The organism is Novosphingobium sp. 550D, from assembly GCF_057401885.1.
The window spans coordinates 572,185-594,265 of the sequence record NZ_CM171613.1; the positions used below are offsets into that span (position 1 = coordinate 572,185).

The following is a 22,081-nucleotide window of genomic DNA, read 5'->3' on the forward strand; positions in this document are numbered from 1 at the left end:
GCTGTGTTTCAGGGGACCAGAACCGTGTCCTGCGCCGGTTCCACCGTCTTGGGGTAATCCAGCGTGTAATGCAGGCCGCGGCTTTCATGCCGCTTGAGCGCCGAACGCACGATCAGATCGGCGCTCTGCAACAGGTTGCGCAATTCGATAAGGTCGGTCGTTACGCGGAAGTGGCCGTAATAATCATTCACTTCATCAAACAACAGCTTGATGCGATGGGCTGCGCGCTCAAGCCGCTTGGTGCTGCGCACGATGCCCACGTAATTCCACATGAACCGGCGGATTTCGGTCCAGTTCTGCTTGATGATGACTTCTTCGTCCGAATCCGAAACCCGGCTTTCGTCCCACGGGCGGATCGCGGGCGGTGCGTCAAATTCATCCCAGCGCGCCAGAATATCGGCCGCCGACGCATCGCCAAATACCAGACATTCCAGCAATGAATTGGATGCCAGACGATTGGCGCCATGCAGCCCGCTTTCCGCACATTCGCCCGCCGCATACAGGCCGGGCAGATCGGTGCGCCCGTCCAGATCGGTCACTACTCCGCCGCATGTGTAATGCTGGGCAGGGACGACCGGGATCGGTTCCTTGGTCATATCGATGCCCAGCGTCATCAGCTTGTCATGGATATTGGGGAAATGCTCACGCACAAAGGTGGCGGGCTTGTGACTGATATCCAGATGGACGAAATCGAGACCATATTTCTTGATCTCGCTGTCGATGGCGCGGGCCACGACATCGCGCGGGGCCAGTTCGAGCCTCTCGTCATATTCGGGCATGAAACGCTTGCCCGTGCGCGGGTTGATCAGATGGCCGCCTTCGCCGCGCACCGCCTCGGTGATCAGGAAGTTCTTGACCTCCAGATTATAAAGGCAGGTGGGGTGGAACTGCATCATTTCCATATTGGAAACGCGCGCGCCCGCACGCCACGCCATGGCAATGCCATCACCCGTCGCCCCGCGCGGCGCGGTCGAGAATTGATAGACACGCCCCGCCCCGCCCGTGGCCAGAATAGTGGCGCGGCCGATATGGGCCTCAACCTTGCCGGTTTTTTCGTCCAGCGCGTAAACGCCCCAAACGCGGCCCGACCCGGAATAGCGCATCTCGTGCCGCCCGGTGATCAGGTCGATGCAGCTTTGCCCCGGCAAAAGCGTAATATTGGGATGGTCCTGTGCGGCGCGGATCAACGCTTCCTGAACCGCCCAGCCGGTGGCGTCGGCCACATGGGCGATGCGTCGGTGCGAATGCCCCCCTTCGCGGTGGAGGTGGAGATGGTCACCTTCTGTATTGAAAGGCACGCCCAGCCCGGCCAGACGCTCAATCGCCAAAGGCGCGCGTTCGACCACATATTCAACGGTTTCCTGTCGGTTCAGCCCCGCCCCGGCGACCATCGTATCGCGGATGTGATCTTCAAACGTATCGCCCGCATCCAGCACCGCGGCGATGCCGCCCTGTGCCCATGCCGTCGAACCGCCGGTCAACGTCCCCTTGGCCAGCACCAGTACCTTGAGGCGCTCTGCAAGGGAAAGCGCCGCCGTCAAACCAGCAGCACCCGAACCGATCACGATCACATCTGCATTCATAAACCATTCCAAACTGGGCCGGTGCAGCATTCACACTGTGATTGCGACCGGATCCGCTGTTGCGGCATGCGGGCAACCGGCAAGCGATTCGCGGCCCCGCTTTGCGCCCAATGAACCCGTTTGAAAAGCCAACAACGCATCGGACGCGCCATTTTCGCACTTTGCGTCGCCTAAGAATATAAGAGTTTAGTAAACAAAGAAATTTTCCATGATCGCAGCAATATAATACTTTGCGCCGAACTAGTTTAGGTATATCTACGTTGCTGGATCGAAGGAATACAAGTTCACACCGCAAAGCCATGAGGCACTTCCAACAGGATGTGCCTGTCAATGGCCTGCGTCTTATTCAGGGCCGCCGCAATGAAACTAGAACTGCCTTTGTGCCTATTCAATCGCCATGCCCCACGCCGGAATCGCGTAAAATGGGATGGGTTGAATTTCATCGGAACCTGTCGGTTTTGCAACAAGCCCGTACGTCGGATGGACCGGGGGCGTTGGGTCAAGGAATGGATGGAGCAGCCATCGTCCAATAATTCGACCGAAGCGGATCATACATAGAAGCACATAGAAGCCGGCAATTTCGACGCGACTGCGCGCCCTGACCCGTTGCCGGCCCGCGTTACGGCGTCATCAGGCCGAGGTTGTCAGCCTGACAAAGACATCTTCAAGATCAGCCTCACGCGTGGTCACGTCGACGATCACCATGCCCTGCCCCTGAACGACGCCAAGGATCTCGCCGGCATTGGTCTTGTCCTTGTTATAGGTGATCTCGATCTTGTCCGGGGCCGCCGCGACGCATTTCAGGAAGGCCGGATGGCTGGGCAACACCGCCACCGGGCGGTCGAGCGTCAGCACCACGATCTTTTCACGGGCCATATCGACCATTTCGCGCGTGGGCTTGTTGGCGATCAATTCGCCGTGGTTGATGATGGCGATGCGGTCGCACAATTCCTCGGCTTCTTCGAGGTAATGGGTGGTCAGCACCACCGTCACGCCCTCGTCATTGAGCCGCTTGACCAGTTCCCAAAGCTGGCGCCGCAATTCGACGTCCACGCCCGCGGTCGGTTCGTCCAGAACCAGCACGGGGGGCTGATGCACCATCGCCTTGGCCACCAGCAACCGGCGCTTCATCCCGCCCGACAGCGTGCGCGCATAGGCCTTGGCCTTGTCGGACAGATGTACATCGGCCAGCAGTTGCTCTGACAGACGTTCCGCCTTGGGGATGCCGTAAAGGCCCGCCGTGTTTTCAAGCACCTCGATCGGGGTGAAGAACGGATCGAACACGATTTCCTGCGGCACAATGCCGATGGCGCGCGAGGCATTGCGCCGGTCGCGGTCGATGTCAAAGCCCCAGATCGACACATCGCCGCTGGTCTTGCGCACCATGCCCGCCATGATGTTGATCATGGTCGATTTGCCCGCGCCATTCGGGCCCAGCAGGCCGAAGATCTGTCCCTGCGGCACGTCAAGCGACACACCCTTGAGCGCCAGCTTGCCCTCTCCTCCACCTGCGGGCGCATAGCGCTTGACCAGATTGCGGATCGAGATGGCGGGGGCGTCAGATTGGCTCATGCCCGCTGCTTAACCCCCTGACGCCATACGCGCAACCACGCTTATACGGCCGAGCGCACCAGTTCGGGCAGGCGATGTTCGGCCCAGCGATAGACCGCCGAACGACGTTCGATCGCGCGCATCATGGCGGCGGGATAGACCTCGTTCACCAATTGCGCGAAGGTCTTGTTCCAGCTGAAGCGCTGTTCGACATGTTTGCGCGCCGCATCGCCCATCGCGCGATAATTGCCGCGCCACAGCGCCTGCACATGCTCGGCCATGGCCTTGGCATCATCGACCGGGCCAAGGCGACCAAGACCAGCGGGCACGCGCGCGGGCATGGCCCCGCTGGCCACACCGACCACGGGCAGGCCGCTCGACTGCGCCTCGATCACCGAAATGCCGAAAGTTTCATCGGCCATGGCCGACACATAAATATCCGCCGAAGCCAGCGCGACCGCCAGTGCATCGCGATCATCGACAAATCCGGGCAAAGCCACCGGCAGGCCGCGCGTTTCGCGGATCAGACGGTCCCGCAATTTGCCATCGCCCAGCATCACCATCGCCGCGCCCATTTCAGGCGGCAATTGACGAAACATCTCGACCAGCTTGTGCGCGCGCTTTTCATTGTCGATGCGCCCGGCATACATCAACAGCGGCCCCTTGCCCGCCAGCCCCAGCTTTTCACGGAAAGCCGGATCGCGGCGCGAAGGATTGAACTGATCCGTATCCACGCCCAGCGAAATGACATCGACATGGCCAATGCCCCATTCCGCCAATTGATCACGCACCGGCTCATTCAACGCATAGACGCGGTCAAAAGCATTATACGTCTTTTGCGCATAGGCCACGCCCACCGAACGCAACCCATCGGCCATGCGACGGCCAAACAGGCGTTCGCCCACGCGGTGAATATGCACATTGGGGAAATCAGTGTGATAACCGGCAACCAGCGCGGTTTCAGGATGCGCCCGGCGATAATTGATCGCGGTCCATGGCAAGACCCAGGGGCAGAGCGATTCGATCACATCGGGGCGGAAATGTTCCAGAACCTCACGCACGGCGCCCGTGCGCAGGATAAAGCGGTAATTCGGGCTTCCGCGAACCTGTTCGGCACCCACTTCGACCCAGATATGCCGCCCGCGTTCCACAACGCGATCTTCGGGGCCGGGCACGATCTGGATCAGCCGATGATCGGTCTGTTCCAGAATATAGCGGCGCTTTTCCCGAAGATAGGTGCTCACTCCGCCACCACCGACGGGGGCATAGGACTGGGTAAGGTCGCAGATTAACTTTTCTCGTTGGGCGTGACGCATGCTTCTTCGACCTCACCTATGAGGTTACCCGACCGTGCCCATCAGACACAGAGTAAGGCAACCCATCAGCGGCGAGGTATGGCCCCAACATCGGCCTCGCACGCTTTAACGCAGAATTCGGCCCCCGTGCATCATCCCTTACGCGAATGACACGATTTGGCAAAGGAGATAAATTAGCCAAAAGCCTGTAACAATTTGTCGCACCGCATTGCACCATCGACGACGCACAATCGACAACGCGCGGGGTCTGGAATTCCTGTCAAACTCCTGCTAGTGGCCTTTTCCCATGAGCGACCAGCCCGAAACCGTCACCGTTCACACCAACCGCGTTCACTGCGATGGCGCCGACGCTATCCGCACCGATGGCACGTTTAAGCCGTCGGCGCTGGGTCACCCGCGCGTCTATCTCGAAATTGACGAACGTGGGTTTGTGGATTGCCCCTATTGCGACAAGCGCTTTGTCCTGGATCAGGCGCACGCCCACCATTGAACAATCATGTCGACGGCGCAACGGACGCGCCGCGTGACATAACCCCGCCGCGCCAATAGTCCATTGCGCGGCGGCGGCATCGGCCTATATCAACGGCATGACCTTTTCTGCCGACCCCCGCTCGCTGCTTTACCGTTCCGGCCAGCTTGAACCCGATGAAGCCCGCGCTTTGGTGGGCCGCACTCTGGCCCAATGCGACGATGGCGAGCTTTATCTGCAATTCATCGCGTCCGAAGCCTTTGGCTTTGATGATGGCCGGTTGAAAACCTGCGACTACAGCCGAGAGGCAGGCTTTGGCCTGCGCGGCGTGTCGGGCGAGATGACCGGCTTTGCCCATGCCAATGAAATTTCCGCCGCAGCGATTGCGCGGGCGGGCGAAACGCTGACGCTTTTGGACCCGACGACGGGCGCCAAGGCCGCGCCGCCGGTGCGCACCAATCGCCATCTTTATACCGATGCTTCGCCGCTCGACGGCGTGGAATTTGCCGCCAAGGTCGCACTGCTTGAACAGATCGATGCCGCCGCCCGCGCGCGCGATCCACGCGTGGTGCAGGTTTCCGCCTCGATTTCCGGTTCGTGGTCGGTGGTGGAAATTTTGCGCGCCGATGCCGATGCCGTGACCGACATTCGCCCGCTGGTGCGTCTGAATGTTTCCATCGTCGCCGAACAGAACGGGCGCCGCGAAACGGGCAGCTTCGGGATCGGCGGGCGCTATCTCTATGATGACCTGATGAAGCCGGAAACGTGGAACCGGGCCATCGATGCGGCGCTGGCGCAGGCTTTGATCAATCTGGAATCGGTGGCGGCACCGGCGGGCGAGATGACCGTGCTGCTCGCGCCGGGCTGGCCGGGGGTGCTGCTGCATGAAGCGGTGGGCCATGGCCTTGAGGGCGATTTCAACCGTAAGGGCACCAGCGCTTTCTCGGGCCGTCTGGGCGAACGGGTGGCCGCGCCGGGTGTGACCGTGGTGGACGATGGCAGCATCGCGGGCCGACGCGGTTCGCTCAGCGTCGATGACGAGGGTACGCCGACTCAGGAAAATGTGCTGATCGAGGATGGCATTCTCAAGGGCTATCTTCAGGACCGGTTGAACGCGCGCCTGATGGGCGTGGCCCCCACCGGCAATGGTCGGCGCGAAAATTATGCCCATGCGCCCATGCCGCGTATGACCAACACCTTCATGCGGGCCGGGAATGATGACCCGGCCGAACTGCTCTCCCGCGTTAAAAACGGCATTTTTGCCAAGAGCTTTGGCGGCGGTCAGGTCGACATCACCAGCGGCAAATTCGTCTTTTCCTGCACCGAGGCCTATCGCATCGAAAACGGCAAGCTGGGCGCGCCGATCAAGGGCGCGACATTGATCGGTGACGGGCCAAGCGTGCTGACCCGCGTGACCGGGATCGGCAATGACCTCGCGCTGGACGAAGGCGTCGGCATTTGCGGCAAGGGCGGCCAGTCCGTGCCCGCAGGCGTGGGCCAGCCCACTTTGCTGGTCGAAGGCCTGACCGTCGGCGGAACGGGCTGAGCGCCCCTTTCACGCGACTCATGGACGGTTCAGCCGAATGGGCGTATTATCCGAATCCGAAGGGGGCCTTCAGGCCCAAGGAGAAGGCAAATGTCTGTTCGTTCCATGCTTCGCAGCGCCGCACTGGCTGGCGGCGCATTGGCGCTTTTGTCCGCACCCGCCATTGACGCGCGCGAAAGGTTGACCCCGGATCAGGAATTGGCGAAAATCGTCAAGGATCGCGTGCCGGGCAAACCCGTCAATTGCATCAACCTGACCCAGATCCGTTCGACGACCATCATCGATCGCACCGCCATCGTCTATGACATGGGCGGCACGATCTATGTGAACCGCCCGCCCTATCCGCAATCGCTCGATGATGATGACATTCTGATCACCAGGACCTGGGGATCGCAATTGTGCAATGTCGATATCGTCCAACTGGCCACGCGCAATGGCGGCGCGGGCATGTGGTGGCGCGGATCGGTGGGGCTGGGCGAATTCGTGCCCTATACCAAGCCCAAGCCTGCTCCGGCGGCGACTCCGGCCACGCCGCCTGCGGGGTAAAAGCGCAAGTCCTGAAAACAAAAAGGCTAGCGAGGGATGCCCCGCTGGCCTTTTTACTGGTCGGCTGTGCGGCCGATTATTCCCACTCAATCGTGCCCGGCGGCTTCGAGGTATAGTCATAGACCACACGGTTGATGCCCTTGACCTCGTTGATGATCCGGGTGGCCACGCGCGACAGGAAGGCCGCGTCGAAGGGGTAGATGTCGGCGGTCATGCCATCGGTGCTGGTCACAGCGCGCAGGGCGCAGACGTGGTCATAGGTGCGACCATCGCCCATCACGCCCACGGTTTTCACCGGCAGTAGCACGGCGAAAGCCTGCCAGATGGCGTCATAGAGGCCCGCGTTGCGGATTTCTTCGAGATAGACCGCATCAGCCTTGCGCAGGATGTCCGCGCGTTCGCGGCTGACTTCGCCCGGGATGCGGATGGCAAGGCCGGGTCCGGGGAACGGATGGCGTCCCACGAAAATGTCGGGCAGGCCCAGTTCGCGGCCCAGATCGCGCACTTCATCCTTGAAGAGTTCGCGCAAAGGCTCGACCAGCTTCATGTTCATGCGTTCGGGCAGACCGCCGACATTGTGGTGGCTCTTGATCGTCACGCTCGGCCCGCCGGTAAAGCTGACCGATTCGATGACGTCGGGGTAAAGCGTCCCCTGAGCAAGGAAGTCGGCGCCGCCGATCTTCTTGGCCTCGTCTTCGAACACGTCGATGAAGGTTTTGCCGATAAACTTGCGCTTGGCTTCGGGGTCGGTGACGCCCTCAAGGCCCTTCATGAACAGGGTCGAGGCATCGACATGGACCAGCGGAATGTTGAAATGGCCGCGGAACAGGCTGACCACCTGCTCGCTCTCGCCCATGCGCATCAGGCCATGGTCAACGTAAACGCAGGTGAGCTGCTCGCCGATCGCTTCGTGGATCAGCACAGCGGCCACCGCCGAATCGACGCCGCCCGAAAGACCGCAGATCACGCGGCCCGAACCGACCTGCTCGCGGATTTCAGCGATTTTAGTCTTGCGGAATTCCGCCATCGTCCAATCGCCCTTCAGGCCGCAGACGTGACGTACGAAATTCTTCAGCAGCTTGCCGCCATCGGGCGTGTGGACCACTTCGGGGTGGAACTGCATCGCATAAATGCGCTTTTCATCATTGGCGATCACGGCATAGGGCGCGCCGGGGCTGGACGCCACAGGGCGGAAACCGGGGGCCAGCGCGGTGACCTTGTCACCATGGCTCATCCACACCTGATGCTTTTCACCAATCGACCACAGGCCGTTGAACAGCGCGCAAGTGTCGTTGATATCGATAAAGGCGCGGCCGAACTCGCCGCCGTCGCCACCCGTCACTTCCCCGCCCAGCTGATGCATCAGGCTTTGCTGGCCATAGCAGATGCCAAGGATGGGCAGGCCGCTTTCCAGAATAACCTCTGGGATGCGCGGGCCATTGGCGTCAAGCACGCTGGCGGGTGAACCCGACAGGATGATGCCTTTGGGCTGCATCCGCGCAAAGGCGGCTTCGGCCATGCTGAAGGGAGCGATTTCGGAATAGACGCCCGCTTCGCGCACGCGGCGTGCGATCAGCTGGGTCACCTGGCTGCCGAAATCGACGATGAGGATGGAGTCGGATGGCTGGACAGTCATGGCAGGCCCGTAAGGTTTACGCGCGCAATTGTCCAGATAGCGCAGGCCCATTGGCGCCAGAAAAGCGCGCCGAAAGGGGGGTGAGAGGGGATTGGGCGCCATGCACGATTCGGTTGCGCAAAACGCAACATCGGTCGAGGTCTTCGCACGTGCAAAATAAAACTTTGGTCGTATATGCCCGTCTCACAGACGGCAGTCACTACGCCAAATAGCGTAGAGCACAGGCCGGCATAACAACAACCCAGGAGTAACCCCATGTCGCGCAATATCGTGGCTTTTGCCGCCGCGCTCAGCGTCAGCGGCCTGTTTTTCGCTGCTGTGCTGGCCTAATCGCGGTCACACAAACTATAGCTTCCATGGTCCTCTCAACCCCATGAAGCACCAAAGGGCTGCCCCACTTCGGTGAGGCAGCCCTTCGCATTTGCAGCATAGAAGATTGCGCCGCTGCAAAATGCATGCGGCGCAACCATGACCTCGATCAGACCGTCAAACGCACGGACAGGCGAATATCGCGTCCGGCCAAGGGCGCGTAATCCTTGAGGAAACTGGCCGCGCGGCGCGCATCGACATTGAACAGATTGCGCGCACCAAGGGTAAAGGACACCCGGCCATCCTTGCCGCCCGGCTTGAACCCGAATTCGGCATTGACCAGCGTATAGGCCGCCGTCGGCGTTTCTTGCGCCGCGATGCGGTTTTGCGCGGTCACATGTTCGACCTCGCCGCGCAGATCCCAACGCGGATCGCTCAGCGTCAGGCCGCCCAGAACGCGCAGAGGCGGGATTCGCGGGGCCGGACCGACGCCCGAAATCGTCGCCTTGACCGCATCGGCCATCGCGTCGGCCTGTAAACGCCAAGCGCCGATTTCGGCCAGAGTCGCCGCGCCCTGAATTTCAAAGCCGTAATAGCGCGCGGGCGCCTGACGCATCTGATAGACGGGCAGGCCGTCCTCGGTGGCGCCGGTCGGATCTTCGTAAATGAAATTGCCGAACCAGCTGTGATAGACCGAAGCCTCGATCGAATAACCCTTGCCGCCGCCGCGCACGATGGCCTCGACACTGGTGGAGCGTTCGGTTTTCAGGTTCACATCGCCGATTTCAAACGCCTGCGTCCCGGCATGAGGCCCGTTGGCAAACATTTCCTCGGCCGCGGGCGCACGTTCGGTGCGCGATGCCGAAAGGCCCAGCGTCCATGCCGGATTGACCCGATAGGTCGCCCCGCCAGAGAAGGAGAATGTGTCGAAATTACGCTGACCGCCCCAGAACTGGGTCTGATCGGGCAAGGGCGATGCGCTCAGGCTGGAATGTTCATAACGGCCGCCCGCCTCAAACTTGACCGCGCCCGCATCAAAGCTTTGCAGCGTGAAAAGGCCCAGTTGCTGGGTGCTGTTACGCGGCAGAAAAGCTTCATCGCCGATCACGTTGAAATCGCGATTGACGAATTGCACGCCGCTGGCGCCCTGCCATCCGCCCATCTTGGTCTGGGTGACTTCAAGGCGGCCCTCGATGCCATGGTTGAAGAAGCGGGTGCCCACCGCACCCGTCGGGTCCAGCTCGGCATGCTGATAGGCCGCATAGCCGACACGGGCCGAGATCTTTTCAATCACGCCGCCGACCGGGCGGATTTCGGCGCGCATGTCAAAACGGTCCTGTTGCAGCTTGATGCGCGGGGCTTCCTGCTCCTGATCGGGCAGAGTGGCGTAGCGGATTGGCACGCCATAGAGGCTGTCCGTGTGGCTATAGGCAAAGCCGATGCTGCCCTGTGCGCCGATATAGGCGATACCTGCGCCCGCTTCCCAGCTTTTGGCGGCGGTATTGGGCAGGCGCCCCTTTACATTGGCATTGGCGGCATAATCGATATCCGGATCGCCCGCGCCCGATGCCGCCGTGGCCAAAGCCTGCTGACGCAAGGCGGGCGTCAGCGCATAGCCGCCGATCTTCATATCATCGGACACCGCCCGGCTGCCATCGGCATGGGCCACCCAGCCCCCGCCCAGCGGCACATCTACCGTTCCGGCAAAGGACTTTTCATTCGCCGCCGAACCATATGTGGCCAAAGTGCTGATATGGATCGGCTCCTTGGGCACTTCATTGGGGATGCGGCGGTCGATCACATTGACCACGCCGCCCACCGCCGCCGAACCGTAAAGCAAGGCCTGCGGCCCGCGCAGAACCTCGATCCGGTCGGCAAGCAAGGGGTTAACAGCGGGTGCGTGGTCGGCGCTGGTGTTCGACACGTCGATGGACCCGATGCCATTGACCAGAACGCGCACGCGCTCGCCCTGCATCCCGCGCAACACGGGGCGCGAGGCCGTGGGGCCAAAGGACGTGGCCGTCACGCCCGGCGTATGGGCCAGTGTTTCACCGATGGAGGAGCGCAGCGCCTGATCGAGATGCGCGCCCTTGAGCACGGCGACGCCCGAAAGGATGTCCTGCTGGTTGCGGGGCAAGACGCCCGAAACGACGATTTCAGCCGGGGGGCCGGCATGCAGGCCACCATCGGGCGCGGCATCATCAGCGGCAAAGGCGGGGGAGGCCAAAGCGACAGCCAAGGCCGCAGTTGCGCAGGCAGGGGGGATGCGCGTGATTTTCATGGGAAATGCCAGACCCTTATTCTTGTTGCGACGCAGCACCGCTACGCCCTCATACGGATCCTCCTAGCACCCCCATTTTAATGATACAATATCACATATCGTAAAATCCGCCCATTTGCCGCCAAACTACGACAAATTGCGGATCGGGGGCGAAATCAACCTCGCCCCCGCCCGCCGCACTCACTTGTTGGCGTATTCCTTCACCAGTTCGTTCAGGAATTCGCGCCCCGTATAGACAGCCTTGACGATGGCGCGTTCGTTCAAACCATGCGCCCCATTGCCATCGGGATCGCCATAAAGGCCCGGAGGACCATAGGAAGGAATGCCCACCGCCTCCAGATAGATGCCATCGGTCGCGCCGGTCGACATCACCGGCACCAGCGGCGTTCCGGGGTAATATTTCGCCACCAACCGTTCCGCAGGGCCGACGATAAAGGGCGTAAGCGGCGGCGATTTGGCCAGAGGGCCACGATCATCGACCTGCTTCACGGTCATTTTCGGATCGGCAATCACCTTTTCCAGCGTGGCACGCACGTCCTCTGCCGCCACACCGGGGAAGATGCGGCAATTGACATTGGCCCCGGCCCGCTGGGGCAGAGCATTGTTGGCATGGCCGCCATCAAGCAGCGTCGCCACGCAGGTCGTGCGCAACATCGAGTGATAGGAGCGGTCAGTATTAAGGATCGCCTCGGCGGCATTGCTTTCCGGGCTGCCGATGGGGGCGGTGGCGATGGTGGCCATGGCCTTGCCCATATCGCCGCCGCGCGCGGGGCCGGCCTTGGCAAAGAAAGCGCGTGTAGTGTCATTCAACATCAGCGGGAAATCAAAGGCGCGCAATTTTACCAGCGCATCCGACAATTCATATATCGCATTGTCGGGAATGGGGATCGAGGAATGGCCGCCCGGATTGGTCGCTTCGATCCGGTAATTCACCACCGTCTTTTCGCCGACATGCAGGTTCTGGACGATGACCTTGCCTTTTCCGTCCGTGCGCCCGCCGCCGCCTTCATTCAGCGCAAATTCCGCATCGATCAGGTCGCGCTTGTTATTGGCCAGATATTGCGCGCCGTTAAACGCCCAGCTCGTTTCCTCGCCGCAGGTCAACGCCAGTTTGAGCGTGCGCTTGTTCTTGACGCCCTCTTTCTTCATCCGCGCCATCATGTCGATCCAGATGGCGTCCATCGCCTTCATGTCGGATGTGCCGCGACCATAGAAATAGCCGCCTTCCTCGATGAATTCATAAGGGTTGCGGGTCCAATCCTCACGCTTGGCCACCACCACGTCGAGATGGCCCAGCAGCAGGATCGGCTTCAATGTCTTGGAGGTGCCGGGCAGGATCACGACAAGCCCGCCCTCCTTGGGATGTTCGGGCACGGCAAAACGGGTGATGTCGGCGTCGCCATAACCGGCGGCGCGCAGATGCTTTTCCACCTTGTCGGCCAGCAGCGTGCAGGAGCCCGTCGTGATCGAGGAATCGGTTTCGACCAGTTCCTTGTAGAGCGAACGGAAGGCCACCTGATCGGGGCGCAAGGGCGCCTCCTGTGCGGCCGCGCCCCCGCCCGCCATCACTCCCGCCAGAGCTGCCGCTCCGGCCAGCAACTGCCTGCCATGCTTCATTATTGCCTCCTGTTTCGCCTATTCGCGATTTTGCGGCAATTCAGCAGGAAAACTCTGTGGACGGAAGGGGGCAAAGCGCCTTTCAGTCCTGCGCCAAAATGCCTATAGGCTATCTATGAGCACCGAAAATTCGAACACCAATCAACCCAACACCAACGCCTATGGCGCAGACTCGATCAAGGTCCTCAAGGGACTGGACGCGGTGCGCAAGCGCCCCGGCATGTATATTGGCGACACCGATGACGGCAGCGGCCTGCATCACATGGTGTTCGAAGTGTCGGACAATGCCATCGACGAAGCCTTGGCGGGCCATTGCGATCTGGTGCTGATCGAGATCAACCCGGATGGGTCGGTGTCGGTTGAGGACAACGGGCGTGGCATTCCCACGGGCCTCCACCCCGAAGAAGGCGTCTCGGCGGCCGAGGTCATCATGACCCAGCTCCACGCGGGCGGCAAATTTGAAAACACCAGCGACGACAACGCCTATAAGGTTTCGGGCGGTCTGCACGGCGTGGGCGTGTCGGTGGTCAACGCGCTGTCGGAATGGCTCGAACTGACCATCTGGCGCGAGGGCAAGGAACATTGGATGCGGTTCCGCAATGGCGACGCGGAAAACCCGCTGATCGTCAAGGGCGAGGCGCCGATCTATGAATCGGGCACCCGCAAGGGCCAGAAGAAGAACGGCACACGCGTAACGTTCCTGGCCAGCGACGAGACGTTCAAGAATGTCACCGTCTATGACTTTGACAAGCTGGAGCATCGCTACCGCGAACTGGCCTTCCTGAATTCGGGCGTGCGCATCCTGCTGCGCGATCTGCGCGGAGAGGAAGTCAAGGAACACGACCTCTATTACGAAGGCGGCATCGCGGCCTTCGTGCGCTATCTCGACCGCAACAAGATGGCGCTGATCCCCGAACCCATCGCCATCACGGCGGACAAGGACGGGATCGGCATCGATGTGGCGTTGCAGTGGAACGATTCGTACTACGAAAACGTCCTGTGCTTCACCAACAACATCCCCCAGCGCGACGGCGGCACCCATTTGGCCGCCTTCCGCGCCGCGCTGACGCGCACGCTCAACAATTATGCCGAGCGTTCGGGCATGTTGAAGAAGGAAAAGGTTTCACTCTCGGGCGAGGATATGCGCGAGGGCCTGACCGCAATTGTGTCGGTCAAGCTGCCCGATCCCAAGTTCTCCTCGCAGACCAAGGACAAGCTCGTATCTTCCGAAGTGCGCCAGCCTTTGGAAAGCCTGATGGCCGACAAGATGACGCAGTGGCTGGAGGAAAACCCTGCCAACGCCAAATCGATCATCCAGAAGGTCATCGACGCCGCCGCCGCGCGTGAGGCCGCCAAGCGCGCCCGCGAACTGACCCGCCGCAAGGGGGTGATGGACATCGCCAGCCTGCCGGGCAAGCTGGCCGATTGTCAGGAACGCGATCCGTCGAAGTGCGAGCTCTTCCTGGTCGAAGGTGACTCGGCCGGTGGTTCGGCCAAGCAGGGCCGCGACCGCCATTATCAGGCAATCCTGCCCTTGAAGGGTAAGATCCTGAACGTCGAGCGGGCACGTTTCGACCGGATCATTTCGTCCAAGGAAGTCGGCACGCTGATTCAGGCGATGGGCACCGGCATCCGCGATGAATTCAATCTGGAAAAGCTGCGCTATCACAAGATCGTCATCATGACCGACGCTGACGTCGACGGCGCGCATATCCGCACGCTCTTGCTGACCTTCTTCCACCGCCAGATGCCCGACATCATCCGTGCGGGGCATTTGTTCATCGCCCAGCCGCCTTTGTACAAGGTCGCCAAGGGGCGGTCCGAGGTTTACCTGAAAGACAATGCCGCGCTTGACCGTTATCTGGTCGAAGCGGGCCTGTCGGGCCGCATGCTGGAAACCGCCACGGGCGCGCGTTCGGGCCGCGATCTGGAGGATCTGGTCGAACACGCCCTGCGCTTCCGCAACCTGATGGCCTTTGTTCAGCGCAAGTATAACCCCGCCGTCATCGAAGCGATGGCGCTGGCCGGTTCGCTTGAACATGGCATGACGCCGGACGAGCGCAAGGCCGCCCTCGACAAGGCCGCCGCATGGCTGGGCCGCGCCGACCGCGAGGCCAAGTGGGAAGCGATCCTGACCGAGGATGGCCATGTCGAATTCCTGCGCCATTGGCGCGGCGTCACCGATTATCACAAGATCGAGGCCGCCTTCCTGATCAGCGCCGAAGCGCGCAAGCTGGCCCGTTTGGCCGCCGAACAGGCCGAGGTTTACAGCGCCCCCGCCAAGTTCAGCCGCTCGACCGCCGTGGCCGAACCCGAGCCGATGGCCGAGGAAACCGAGGGCGATGACGCCCCCCCCGCCGCGCGCCCGGTTGATCTGGATGGCTCGATCACGCGCCCCTCGCAATTGCTCGAAGCGGTGCTGGCCACCGGGCGCAAGGGGCTCTCGATCCAGCGCTATAAAGGCCTTGGCGAAATGAACGCCGAACAGCTCTGGGAAACCACGCTGGACCCGAACAACCGCGCCCTGTTGCAGGTCAAGGTTGAGGATGCCGACGTAACGGACGAAATCTTCACCCGCCTGATGGGCGATATTGTCGAACCCCGCCGCGAATTCATTCAGGAAAACGCGCTCAACGTGGCCAACCTCGATGTCTGATGAAGAAGATAAAAAGCGCGATTACACCTCGGCCGACGCCTATATGCCCAGCGAGCCCAAGCGCGCCACCGTCGATACCATCCCGTGGGACCAAGCCGCGACGATGATCGACCTCGAAGGTCGCGTGCCCGTGATCGCCGATGTGCGCGAATGCGTGACCCATTTCACACTCTACAAACCCCATGCGCGGGAAAACGCCCGCCTGCTGCTGACCGCGCCCGTGCATCGCGCCGGGCGGATCACGCGGACATGGCTGCTGGAACCGGCAGAGCTGGAGGCTTTGGCCGAGCGGATGAAGCGGGAGACGAATTAACGAGGTTTTTCCTGGGGTTTTAAGGGCCTCCGGCGGGCAAAGGGACTTGTCCCTTTGCAATCCCCATACTGTATAGGTTGCGCTGTGAATTGGACCTTGGGTGTCGGGCGCAATATCGGAAATTAAAAGCCTGCGGCGCTGATCAGCGCGAGTTCGCCGCGCCGCAGGCTTTAAAAACCCCAACCACCCACGCTTCGATCAAACGCCACACCATAACGGGATTGCAAAGGGATGGATCCCTTTGCCCGCCGGAGGCAAAAACCCTCCCGCCCCAAAATCACCCTTTGGTAAAATCAAACCTGATCCGCACCCAAGTCCCTATCTGCGGCTTACCATCGACGCGCGGCGGCCAGACAAGGAATTGCCACGAGGCCCGGCGCAACCCGCGCGCAAGGCCGGAACCCAGCGGATATTCGTCCAGTTCCTGACAATTTTCGACATGAAAACGATCAACCGTTTGGCAGGCGATCGTTGCCCATGCCCCCGGCGGCGCGTTAGCCCCGGCCAGAAAGGGGCGCAGTTCCGCGTCACTTGGCTCACGATACCATGCAGCGGCGTAGAGATGGACGCCGCCCGGCCCCTCACCCGGCCCGACGGCCGCGGCGCGTTGAGCGGCGGCATTGGCAGCCGCGACCGCTTCGGTACGGCGACCGATGGCGCCAATATCGGATGCGGCGAAATCGGCGTGGTTAAGCTTGATGTAATTGGCCGGCGGCGGGGTGGTCGGCACAGGCTCCGGCGGGGTGGGCACAGGCGTCTTGGGCGGCTGGGCCAGTTTCGCCACCTTGGGCGCGGTCACCTGTTGCTGCTGCGCCTTGGCCTGCTGTTTGCCATCGTCCAGTTGGATCGACACCAGATGCGGCACGCCGGGCAATTTGCTCGCCCCTGCCAGCCCCAGACTGAGCAGCGCCGCGATAAACAGCAGCATGATCGCCAGCGACAGCGCGATGGCCGTCGCGCGACTGCGCAACCGCGATTGCCGGGCAAAGGAAGGCTGGGCAGAAATGGTGAAACTTTCGGCAGAATCGGACGGTTGCGCGCCCGCGTGTATGCGGAGGAAAAGCTGTATCGCAGATTTACGGATTGGTCACAGGCGCAAATCCCGCACCATCGGGCCAATCGCGCCCGGCCAGCCCCAAAACCTTGAACAAAACACCCATCTGATCGGGCGCGGTCAGGCGGTGATAGGCCGCCTCGACCTCCTGCGCCTGATCCGGTGCGGCCTTGGCCAGTGACGCCGCGCGTTCGGCCATGCCCAGCGCCATCAACCAGCCCCCTTGTCCCGCCAGCCCCATCACCCGCGCACCATGGGTTTGCGCGACATGGGCCGCGGTGACAAAATCGACCAGACAGGTCAGATCCGCCTCACCCGGCGTTGCGAACGGATCGACATGCTGATGCGCGCGCAATGCCTGAAGCGTCGATCCCATCTGCCTTGGCGCATAGCCATAGTCGATGATCAGCGCCGCCCCGCCCTGCGCGGCCAGCCTTGCGCCGATTTCGCCCATGGTCGCACTGGCCGCCGGGCATGTTTCGACGATCGCGCCCGCATCGGCCCCCTGCCATGCCTTGGGGATGGCTTTGTCCATCGGCAATCCGCCCGACACCGGCACGAACCGATCCTCGTCCAGCCCGACCATCCGCTCGCGCCACCCCGTTGGCGTCTTGACCATTTGCCGCACCGGCAAGGCATCGAGAAATTCATTGGCAACCAGCAGGATCGGCGCATCCTCGGGCAGGGTCGAGAGATCCTCGTGCCAGACCGCCTGCGGAAAAGCCTGCGCCTGCGCGCGACGCAATTCGGGCGAACCTTCGATGAAATGCACATCCGGCACCAGACCGAAACGCGCCGCCACGCGCAACGCATCGCGGGCCAGCGTGCCGCGCCCCGGCCCCGGTTCGGCATAGATCACCCGCGCGGGCGCCCCGGCCCGCCGCCACACATCGGCCAGCCACACGCCCACCATCTCGCCAAACATCTGGCTGATTTCGGGCGCGGTGATGAAATCGCCGCCCGCGCCCAACGGGTCGCGGGTCGAATAATAATGGGCATTGGCCTCGGCCATGTAAAGCGCGAGCGGGATCGGCCCCTGCATCGCGATCAGGCGGCGCAACCGGTCGGAAAGATCAGCCATCGGCGCCCGAACGCACCGGAACCCGCGCCCCCAGCATAGGCCGCACCAAAGACCGCACGATCAGGAACAGGCCCAGCAGGATCATCGGCACCGTCAGCCATTGTCCCATCGACATATGGGTCTGGGCGGCGAATTCCTCCAATTGCTGATCCGGTTCGCGATAGAATTCGACGATGAAACGCGCCATGCCATAGCCCAGCGCGAAAGTGCCCATCAACATGCCCGGCCGCCAACGCGCTCGCGTCAGCCAGAACAGCGCAAACAGCCCCAGCCCCAGCGCCAGACCTTCAAGGCCCGCTTCATAAAGCTGGCTGGGGTGACGGGCAAAGCTGCCCGCGGCTTCATCGGGGAACACCATGGCCCATGGCACATCCGGCCCGGCCACGCGGCCCCACAATTCACCATTGATGAAATTGGCGATGCGGCCAAAAAACAGCCCTACCGGCGCACAGGGGGCGACATAATCCAGCACCCGGATAAAGGACAGCTTGGCCTGACGGCACACCAGCGCCACGGCCACGACCACCCCGATCAACCCGCCGTGGAAACTCATGCCGCCTTCCCACAGGCGCAGCAATTTCATCGGTTCGGTATAGAGCGTGTGGTCATAAAAGGTCGCATAGCCCAGACGCCCGCCCAGAATGATGCCCAGCGTGCACCAGAAAAACAGGTCATCGACATGTCGCTGCGCCAGCGGGCTGCCCGGTTGGCGGATCATGCGCGAAAGGTGCCAATAGCCAAAGATGATGCCCGCCAGATAGGCCATCGAATAATAGCGCAGAGTGAAAAACCCCAGATCGATCCCCTTTTTCAGACCCAGACTGGCCCAATAGATCGGCTCTTTCACCGCGCTGGCCCCGGCGGCCAGAACGTCGAAGATTGCCGCGCCATGGTGCAGCGAAACAGGCAGGAGATCGGTTAACATGGGGAACTGGTGTCCGTATCTGGGGCTTTATGCTGGGGCGATACAACAAGGCGATGACAGAAGTCACCTTTTTCTGTGTCAAACCTCTGGCGCGGCCATGGTCCCACGGGGTAATGTGATAAGTGTCGCTTAAGTAGAGACGTTTAGACTAAGGCCACCAGAGGCCCCTGACCTGCCTCAAGTTGAAAGCTGCCGATGAACGCCATTCGCATTCCCAACCAACGCGCGGTGATCGACCGCCGGGCTTTGACCATCGCCATTGCCGAAGCGATGGAGGCAGCAGGCGGCAAGGCCAACCTTGCCCGGCAAGCGATCGTCGAATTGCTGCGCAAGGCGCTTGCCGATGGGCGCGAAGAGATCAACCGGCGCCTGCTGGAACGGCCCGGCGCGGGCCATGATTGCGCCGAGGGGCAGGCTTTCCTGATCGATCAGTTGTTGCGTGTGATCCACGATCATGTGGTCGAACATGTCTATCCCTCCGTCAACCGCAGCACGGGCGAGCGGCTGACCATCATGGCGGTGGGCGGGTATGGGCGGGGCGAAATGGCGCCCCATTCGGACGTTGACGTCGCCTTTATCACCCCGTCCAAACAAACCCATTGGTGCGAGCAGGTGATCGAGGCCATGCTCTATTTCCTGTGGGATCTGGCGCTTAAGGTCGGCCATTCCAGCCGCAGTCTGGACGACACCGTCCGCATGGCCAAATCGGACATCACGATCTGCACCGCGCTGCTCGAAGGGCGCTATGTCTGGGGCGATCAGGCTTTGTTCGACGAATCGCGCCGCCGGTTCTTTGCCGAGGTCGTGGCGGGCAGCGAGCGCAATTTCGTCACCGAAAAACTGGCCGAGCGTAACGAGCGGCACAAGAGGCTGGGCGACAGCCGCTATGTGGTCGAACCCAATGTGAAAGAGGGCAAGGGCGGATTGCGCGATCTGCACACGCTCTACTGGATCGGCAAATACCTGCACAAGGTGCGCAGCCCGGCCGAACTGGTCGATGTGGGCCTGTTGACGCAGGACGAATATCGCGCCTTCCGCCGCGCCGAGAGCTTTTTCTGGGCGGTGCGTTGCCACCTGCACACGATCACCAACCGCGCCGAAGACCGGCTGACCTTTGACCTGCAGCGGCAGGTGGCCCAGCGCATGGCCTTTGCCGACCGTCCCGGCAAAAGCGCGGTCGAACGTTTCATGCAATATTTCTTCCTTCAGGCCAAACAGGTGGGCAGCCTGACCGGCGTGTTCCTGGCGCAATTGGAGGAGCAGACCGAGAAGAAGAAGCGCAAGGGCCTGCTGGCCTCATTCCGGGGGCGGACGCGCACGATCAAGGGGTACAAGGTTTCCCATGGCCGTATTGCCGCGCCTTCGGATGACTGGTTCGAGGCCGATCCGGTGCGTCTGCTGGAAATTTTCACGATTGCCGACGCGGAAAGTTTCGAGATCCACCCCGAAACCATGCGCCAGATCGCCCGCGATTCCAAACTGATCGACGCGGATGTGCGCAAGAACCCGCGCGCCAATGAATTGTTCATGGAATTGCTGACCAGCCGCCATGACCCGGAAACGGTGCTGCGATGGTTGAATGAGGCCGGGGTATTTGGCCGTTTCATCCCCGATTTCGGCCGCGTGAATGCCCAGATGCAGTTCGACATGTATCACCACTATACGGTGGACGAACATACGATCCGCGCCATCGGCCTGCTGGCCAAGATTGAAAAGGGCGAACTGGCTGAAGACCACCCTTTGGCCACCGCCATCATCGGCAAGGTCCACTATCGACGCGCGCTTTATGCCAGCGTGCTGATGCATGACATCGCCAAGGGGCGCGGGGGCGACCATTCGGTGCTGGGCGCAGAAATCGCACTGCGCCTTTGCCCGCGTCTGGGCATGACCAGCGAGGAGACCGAACTGGTCAGCTGGCTGGTGCGTCAACATCTGTTGATGAGCGCGACGGCGATGAAGCGCGATCTGGCCGATTGGAAGACGATCACCGATTTCGTGGCGGTGGTGCAATCGCTCGAACGGTTGCGGCAACTGACGCTGCTGACCATTGTGGACATTCGGGCGGTGGGTCCGGGCGTGTGGAACGGGTGGAAACGACAACTCCTGACCGAACTCTTCGCCAGCGCCGAGGAACGCCTGCGCCTTGGCCATGTCGAGCGCCACCGTGCCGAACGCATCGCGGCCAAGCAGAAGATCGTTACCGAACGCATGGGCGAGCAAGGCTCGCTGGTCGCGCGCTATGGCAAATTGTTCACCGACGCCTATTGGATCGCCGAACCAGAGGATGTGATCGAACGCAACCTCATCCAACTGCACGAGGCCAAGGGCGCGCCTTTGTCCATCACCACCAGCTATGATGCCTCTCGCGGGGCGACGCTGGTGATGGTCATCGCGTCCGACCACCCCGGCCTGTTCTATCGCATCGCGGGGGGCATCCACCTTGCGGGCGGCAATATCATCGACGCGCGCATCCACACCACACGCAGCGGCACCGCCGTTGACAACTTCCTGGTCCAAGACCCGCTGGGCCGCCCATTCTCGGAACAATCCCAATTGGAACGCCTGCAAAAGGCCATCGGCGACGCGCTGGCTAACCGGGTCAAGCTGCTGCCCCAGCTGGTCGCGCGGCCCCTGCCCCGCCCGCGTCAGGAAGCGTTTGAAGTGCGTCCCCGCGTCGAATTCGACAATGACGCGTCTAACCGCTTTACCGTGGTTGAAATTTCCGCCCGCGACCGGCCCGCTTTGCTCAACCGACTGGCGCGCGCCCTGTTCGAATCGCGCCTGATCGTCCATTCCGCCCATGTCGCCACCTATGGCGAGCGCGCCGTCGACACATTCTATGTCACCGACCTGTTCGGCGGCAAAGTCGATGGCGGCGGGCGCCAGAAGGCAGTCGAAAAGCGGTTGCTGGAGGCGGCAAGCGAAGAGGTGGCGGAGGTGGCGACGGCTTGAATGGGAGCGTTCGGGGGGAAGTGATGCCTCCGGCGGGTTAAGGGCGGGGGGGCCCTTAACAATCCCGATATTGTCTATGTTGCGTTGGAAACGGCGGCCTAAGCGGAGCCTTTCAGCGTTGAAATCATAAAGCCTGCGGCGCTTGTGGCGTAACTTCGCCGCGCCGCAGGCTTTCATCCCATTCAACAAACGCCCCGCTGGCAGACCATGCGCCACCCCATAACGGGATTGCAAAGGGACCAGTCC

General features: G+C 61.7%; 15 protein-coding genes. 6 read left to right on the forward strand and 9 right to left on the reverse strand.

Annotation, left to right across the window (positions count from 1 at the left end; translation table 11 throughout):
- Nucleotides 1–8 precede the first annotated feature (8 nt).
- The 3 genes from nadB to AC2S2E_RS02795 all read right to left on the reverse strand — a co-directional run bounded on the left by nadB (nt 9) and on the right by AC2S2E_RS02795 (nt 4,378).
- Entirely contained in the window at nt 9–1,583 is a 1,575-nt protein-coding gene (nadB, locus tag AC2S2E_RS02785) for an L-aspartate oxidase (protein ID WP_486523605.1), read from the reverse strand.
- Between the two features lie 630 nt (nt 1,584–2,213).
- The gene (locus tag AC2S2E_RS02790) at nt 2,214–3,155 is read right to left on the reverse strand and encodes an ABC transporter ATP-binding protein (RefSeq protein ID WP_486523606.1); all 942 of its coding nucleotides are present in this window, start codon (nt 3,153–3,155) and stop codon (nt 2,214–2,216) included.
- Between the two features lie 41 nt (nt 3,156–3,196).
- On the reverse strand, nt 3,197–4,378 hold the full coding sequence (locus AC2S2E_RS02795; RefSeq protein WP_476105980.1) for a glycosyltransferase: 1,182 nt from the start codon (nt 4,376–4,378) through the stop codon (nt 3,197–3,199).
- Between the two features lie 358 nt (nt 4,379–4,736).
- Here AC2S2E_RS02795 and AC2S2E_RS02800 point away from each other — a divergent pair, with 358 nt between their 5' ends.
- From AC2S2E_RS02800 to AC2S2E_RS02810, 3 genes are all read left to right on the forward strand, one after another.
- Nucleotides 4,737–4,940 carry a zinc-finger domain-containing protein gene (locus AC2S2E_RS02800; protein WP_476105981.1) on the forward strand — a complete coding sequence of 68 codons (204 nt, stop codon included), beginning with the start codon at nt 4,737–4,739 and terminating at the stop codon, nt 4,938–4,940.
- A gap of 97 nt (nt 4,941–5,037) precedes the next feature.
- Nucleotides 5,038–6,465 (forward strand): metalloprotease TldD, encoded by a 1,428-nt coding sequence (gene tldD / locus AC2S2E_RS02805; protein WP_486523607.1) that lies wholly within the window; start codon nt 5,038–5,040, stop codon nt 6,463–6,465.
- Nucleotides 6,466–6,555: 90 nt separating this feature from the next.
- Nucleotides 6,556–7,011, forward strand: coding sequence for a hypothetical protein (locus AC2S2E_RS02810; protein WP_486523608.1), 456 nt, complete (start codon nt 6,556–6,558; stop codon nt 7,009–7,011).
- 76 nt (nt 7,012–7,087) lie between these two features.
- Here AC2S2E_RS02810 and guaA read toward each other — a convergent pair whose 3' ends face one another.
- The 3 genes from guaA to AC2S2E_RS02825 form a co-directional block, all read right to left on the reverse strand.
- On the reverse strand, nt 7,088–8,647 hold the full coding sequence (gene guaA / locus AC2S2E_RS02815; protein ID WP_476105984.1) for a glutamine-hydrolyzing GMP synthase: 1,560 nt from the start codon (nt 8,645–8,647) through the stop codon (nt 7,088–7,090).
- Between the two features lie 478 nt (nt 8,648–9,125).
- On the reverse strand, nt 9,126–11,237 hold the full coding sequence (locus tag AC2S2E_RS02820) for a TonB-dependent receptor (RefSeq protein ID WP_486523609.1): 2,112 nt from the start codon (nt 11,235–11,237) through the stop codon (nt 9,126–9,128).
- 180 nt (nt 11,238–11,417) lie between these two features.
- Entirely contained in the window at nt 11,418–12,854 is a 1,437-nt protein-coding gene (locus AC2S2E_RS02825; protein WP_486523610.1) for a M20/M25/M40 family metallo-hydrolase, read from the reverse strand.
- A 115-nt stretch (nt 12,855–12,969) separates the two neighbouring features.
- Between AC2S2E_RS02825 and gyrB the strand changes: the two genes are divergently transcribed.
- Nucleotides 12,970–15,510, forward strand: a complete 2,541-nt coding sequence (gene gyrB, locus AC2S2E_RS02830; protein WP_486523611.1) for a DNA topoisomerase (ATP-hydrolyzing) subunit B — start codon at nt 12,970–12,972, stop codon at nt 15,508–15,510.
- A gap of 43 nt (nt 15,511–15,553) precedes the next feature.
- Entirely contained in the window at nt 15,554–15,823 is a 270-nt protein-coding gene (locus tag AC2S2E_RS02835) for a hypothetical protein (RefSeq protein WP_476106133.1), read from the forward strand.
- A gap of 277 nt (nt 15,824–16,100) precedes the next feature.
- Here AC2S2E_RS02835 and AC2S2E_RS02840 read toward each other — a convergent pair whose 3' ends face one another.
- The 3 genes from AC2S2E_RS02840 to lgt all read right to left on the reverse strand — a co-directional run bounded on the left by AC2S2E_RS02840 (nt 16,101) and on the right by lgt (nt 18,883).
- Nucleotides 16,101–16,793, reverse strand: a complete 693-nt coding sequence (locus AC2S2E_RS02840) for a hypothetical protein (RefSeq protein ID WP_476105988.1) — start codon at nt 16,791–16,793, stop codon at nt 16,101–16,103.
- Between the two features lie 106 nt (nt 16,794–16,899).
- Nucleotides 16,900–17,958, reverse strand: a complete 1,059-nt coding sequence (locus AC2S2E_RS02845; protein WP_476105989.1) for a class I SAM-dependent methyltransferase — start codon at nt 17,956–17,958, stop codon at nt 16,900–16,902.
- Nucleotides 17,951–18,883 (reverse strand): prolipoprotein diacylglyceryl transferase, encoded by a 933-nt coding sequence (gene lgt, locus AC2S2E_RS02850; protein ID WP_486523612.1) that lies wholly within the window; start codon nt 18,881–18,883, stop codon nt 17,951–17,953. Before lgt ends, AC2S2E_RS02845 begins: the two co-directional genes overlap by 8 nt.
- 195 nt (nt 18,884–19,078) lie before the next feature.
- On the opposite strand from lgt, the gene AC2S2E_RS02855 reads away from it, so the two are divergent.
- Nucleotides 19,079–21,835 carry a [protein-PII] uridylyltransferase gene (locus AC2S2E_RS02855; RefSeq protein WP_486523613.1) on the forward strand — a complete coding sequence of 919 codons (2,757 nt, stop codon included), beginning with the start codon at nt 19,079–19,081 and terminating at the stop codon, nt 21,833–21,835.
- Nucleotides 21,836–22,081: the final 246 nt, after the last annotated feature.

Excerpts from the sequence above, each read along its gene's own strand:
- lgt (WP_486523612.1), bottom strand. The coding sequence starts at position 18,883 with ATGTTAACCGATCTCCTGCCTGTTTCGCTGCACCATGGCGCGGCAATC.
- AC2S2E_RS02835 (WP_476106133.1), top strand. The coding sequence starts at position 15,554 with ATGCCCAGCGAGCCCAAGCGCGCCACCGTCGATACCATCCCGTGGGAC.
- AC2S2E_RS02825 (WP_486523610.1), bottom strand. The coding sequence starts at position 12,854 with ATGAAGCATGGCAGGCAGTTGCTGGCCGGAGCGGCAGCTCTGGCGGGA.
- AC2S2E_RS02855 (WP_486523613.1), top strand. The coding sequence starts at position 19,079 with ATGAACGCCATTCGCATTCCCAACCAACGCGCGGTGATCGACCGCCGG.
- AC2S2E_RS02820 (WP_486523609.1), bottom strand. The coding sequence starts at position 11,237 with ATGAAAATCACGCGCATCCCCCCTGCCTGCGCAACTGCGGCCTTGGCT.
- AC2S2E_RS02810 (WP_486523608.1), top strand. The coding sequence starts at position 6,556 with ATGTCTGTTCGTTCCATGCTTCGCAGCGCCGCACTGGCTGGCGGCGCA.
- nadB (WP_486523605.1), bottom strand. The coding sequence starts at position 1,583 with ATGAATGCAGATGTGATCGTGATCGGTTCGGGTGCTGCTGGTTTGACG.
- tldD (WP_486523607.1), top strand. The coding sequence starts at position 5,038 with ATGACCTTTTCTGCCGACCCCCGCTCGCTGCTTTACCGTTCCGGCCAG.
- gyrB (WP_486523611.1), top strand. The coding sequence starts at position 12,970 with ATGAGCACCGAAAATTCGAACACCAATCAACCCAACACCAACGCCTAT.
- AC2S2E_RS02790 (WP_486523606.1), bottom strand. The coding sequence starts at position 3,155 with ATGAGCCAATCTGACGCCCCCGCCATCTCGATCCGCAATCTGGTCAAG.
- AC2S2E_RS02800 (WP_476105981.1), top strand. The coding sequence starts at position 4,737 with ATGAGCGACCAGCCCGAAACCGTCACCGTTCACACCAACCGCGTTCAC.
- guaA (WP_476105984.1), bottom strand. The coding sequence starts at position 8,647 with ATGACTGTCCAGCCATCCGACTCCATCCTCATCGTCGATTTCGGCAGC.
- AC2S2E_RS02845 (WP_476105989.1), bottom strand. The coding sequence starts at position 17,958 with ATGGCTGATCTTTCCGACCGGTTGCGCCGCCTGATCGCGATGCAGGGG.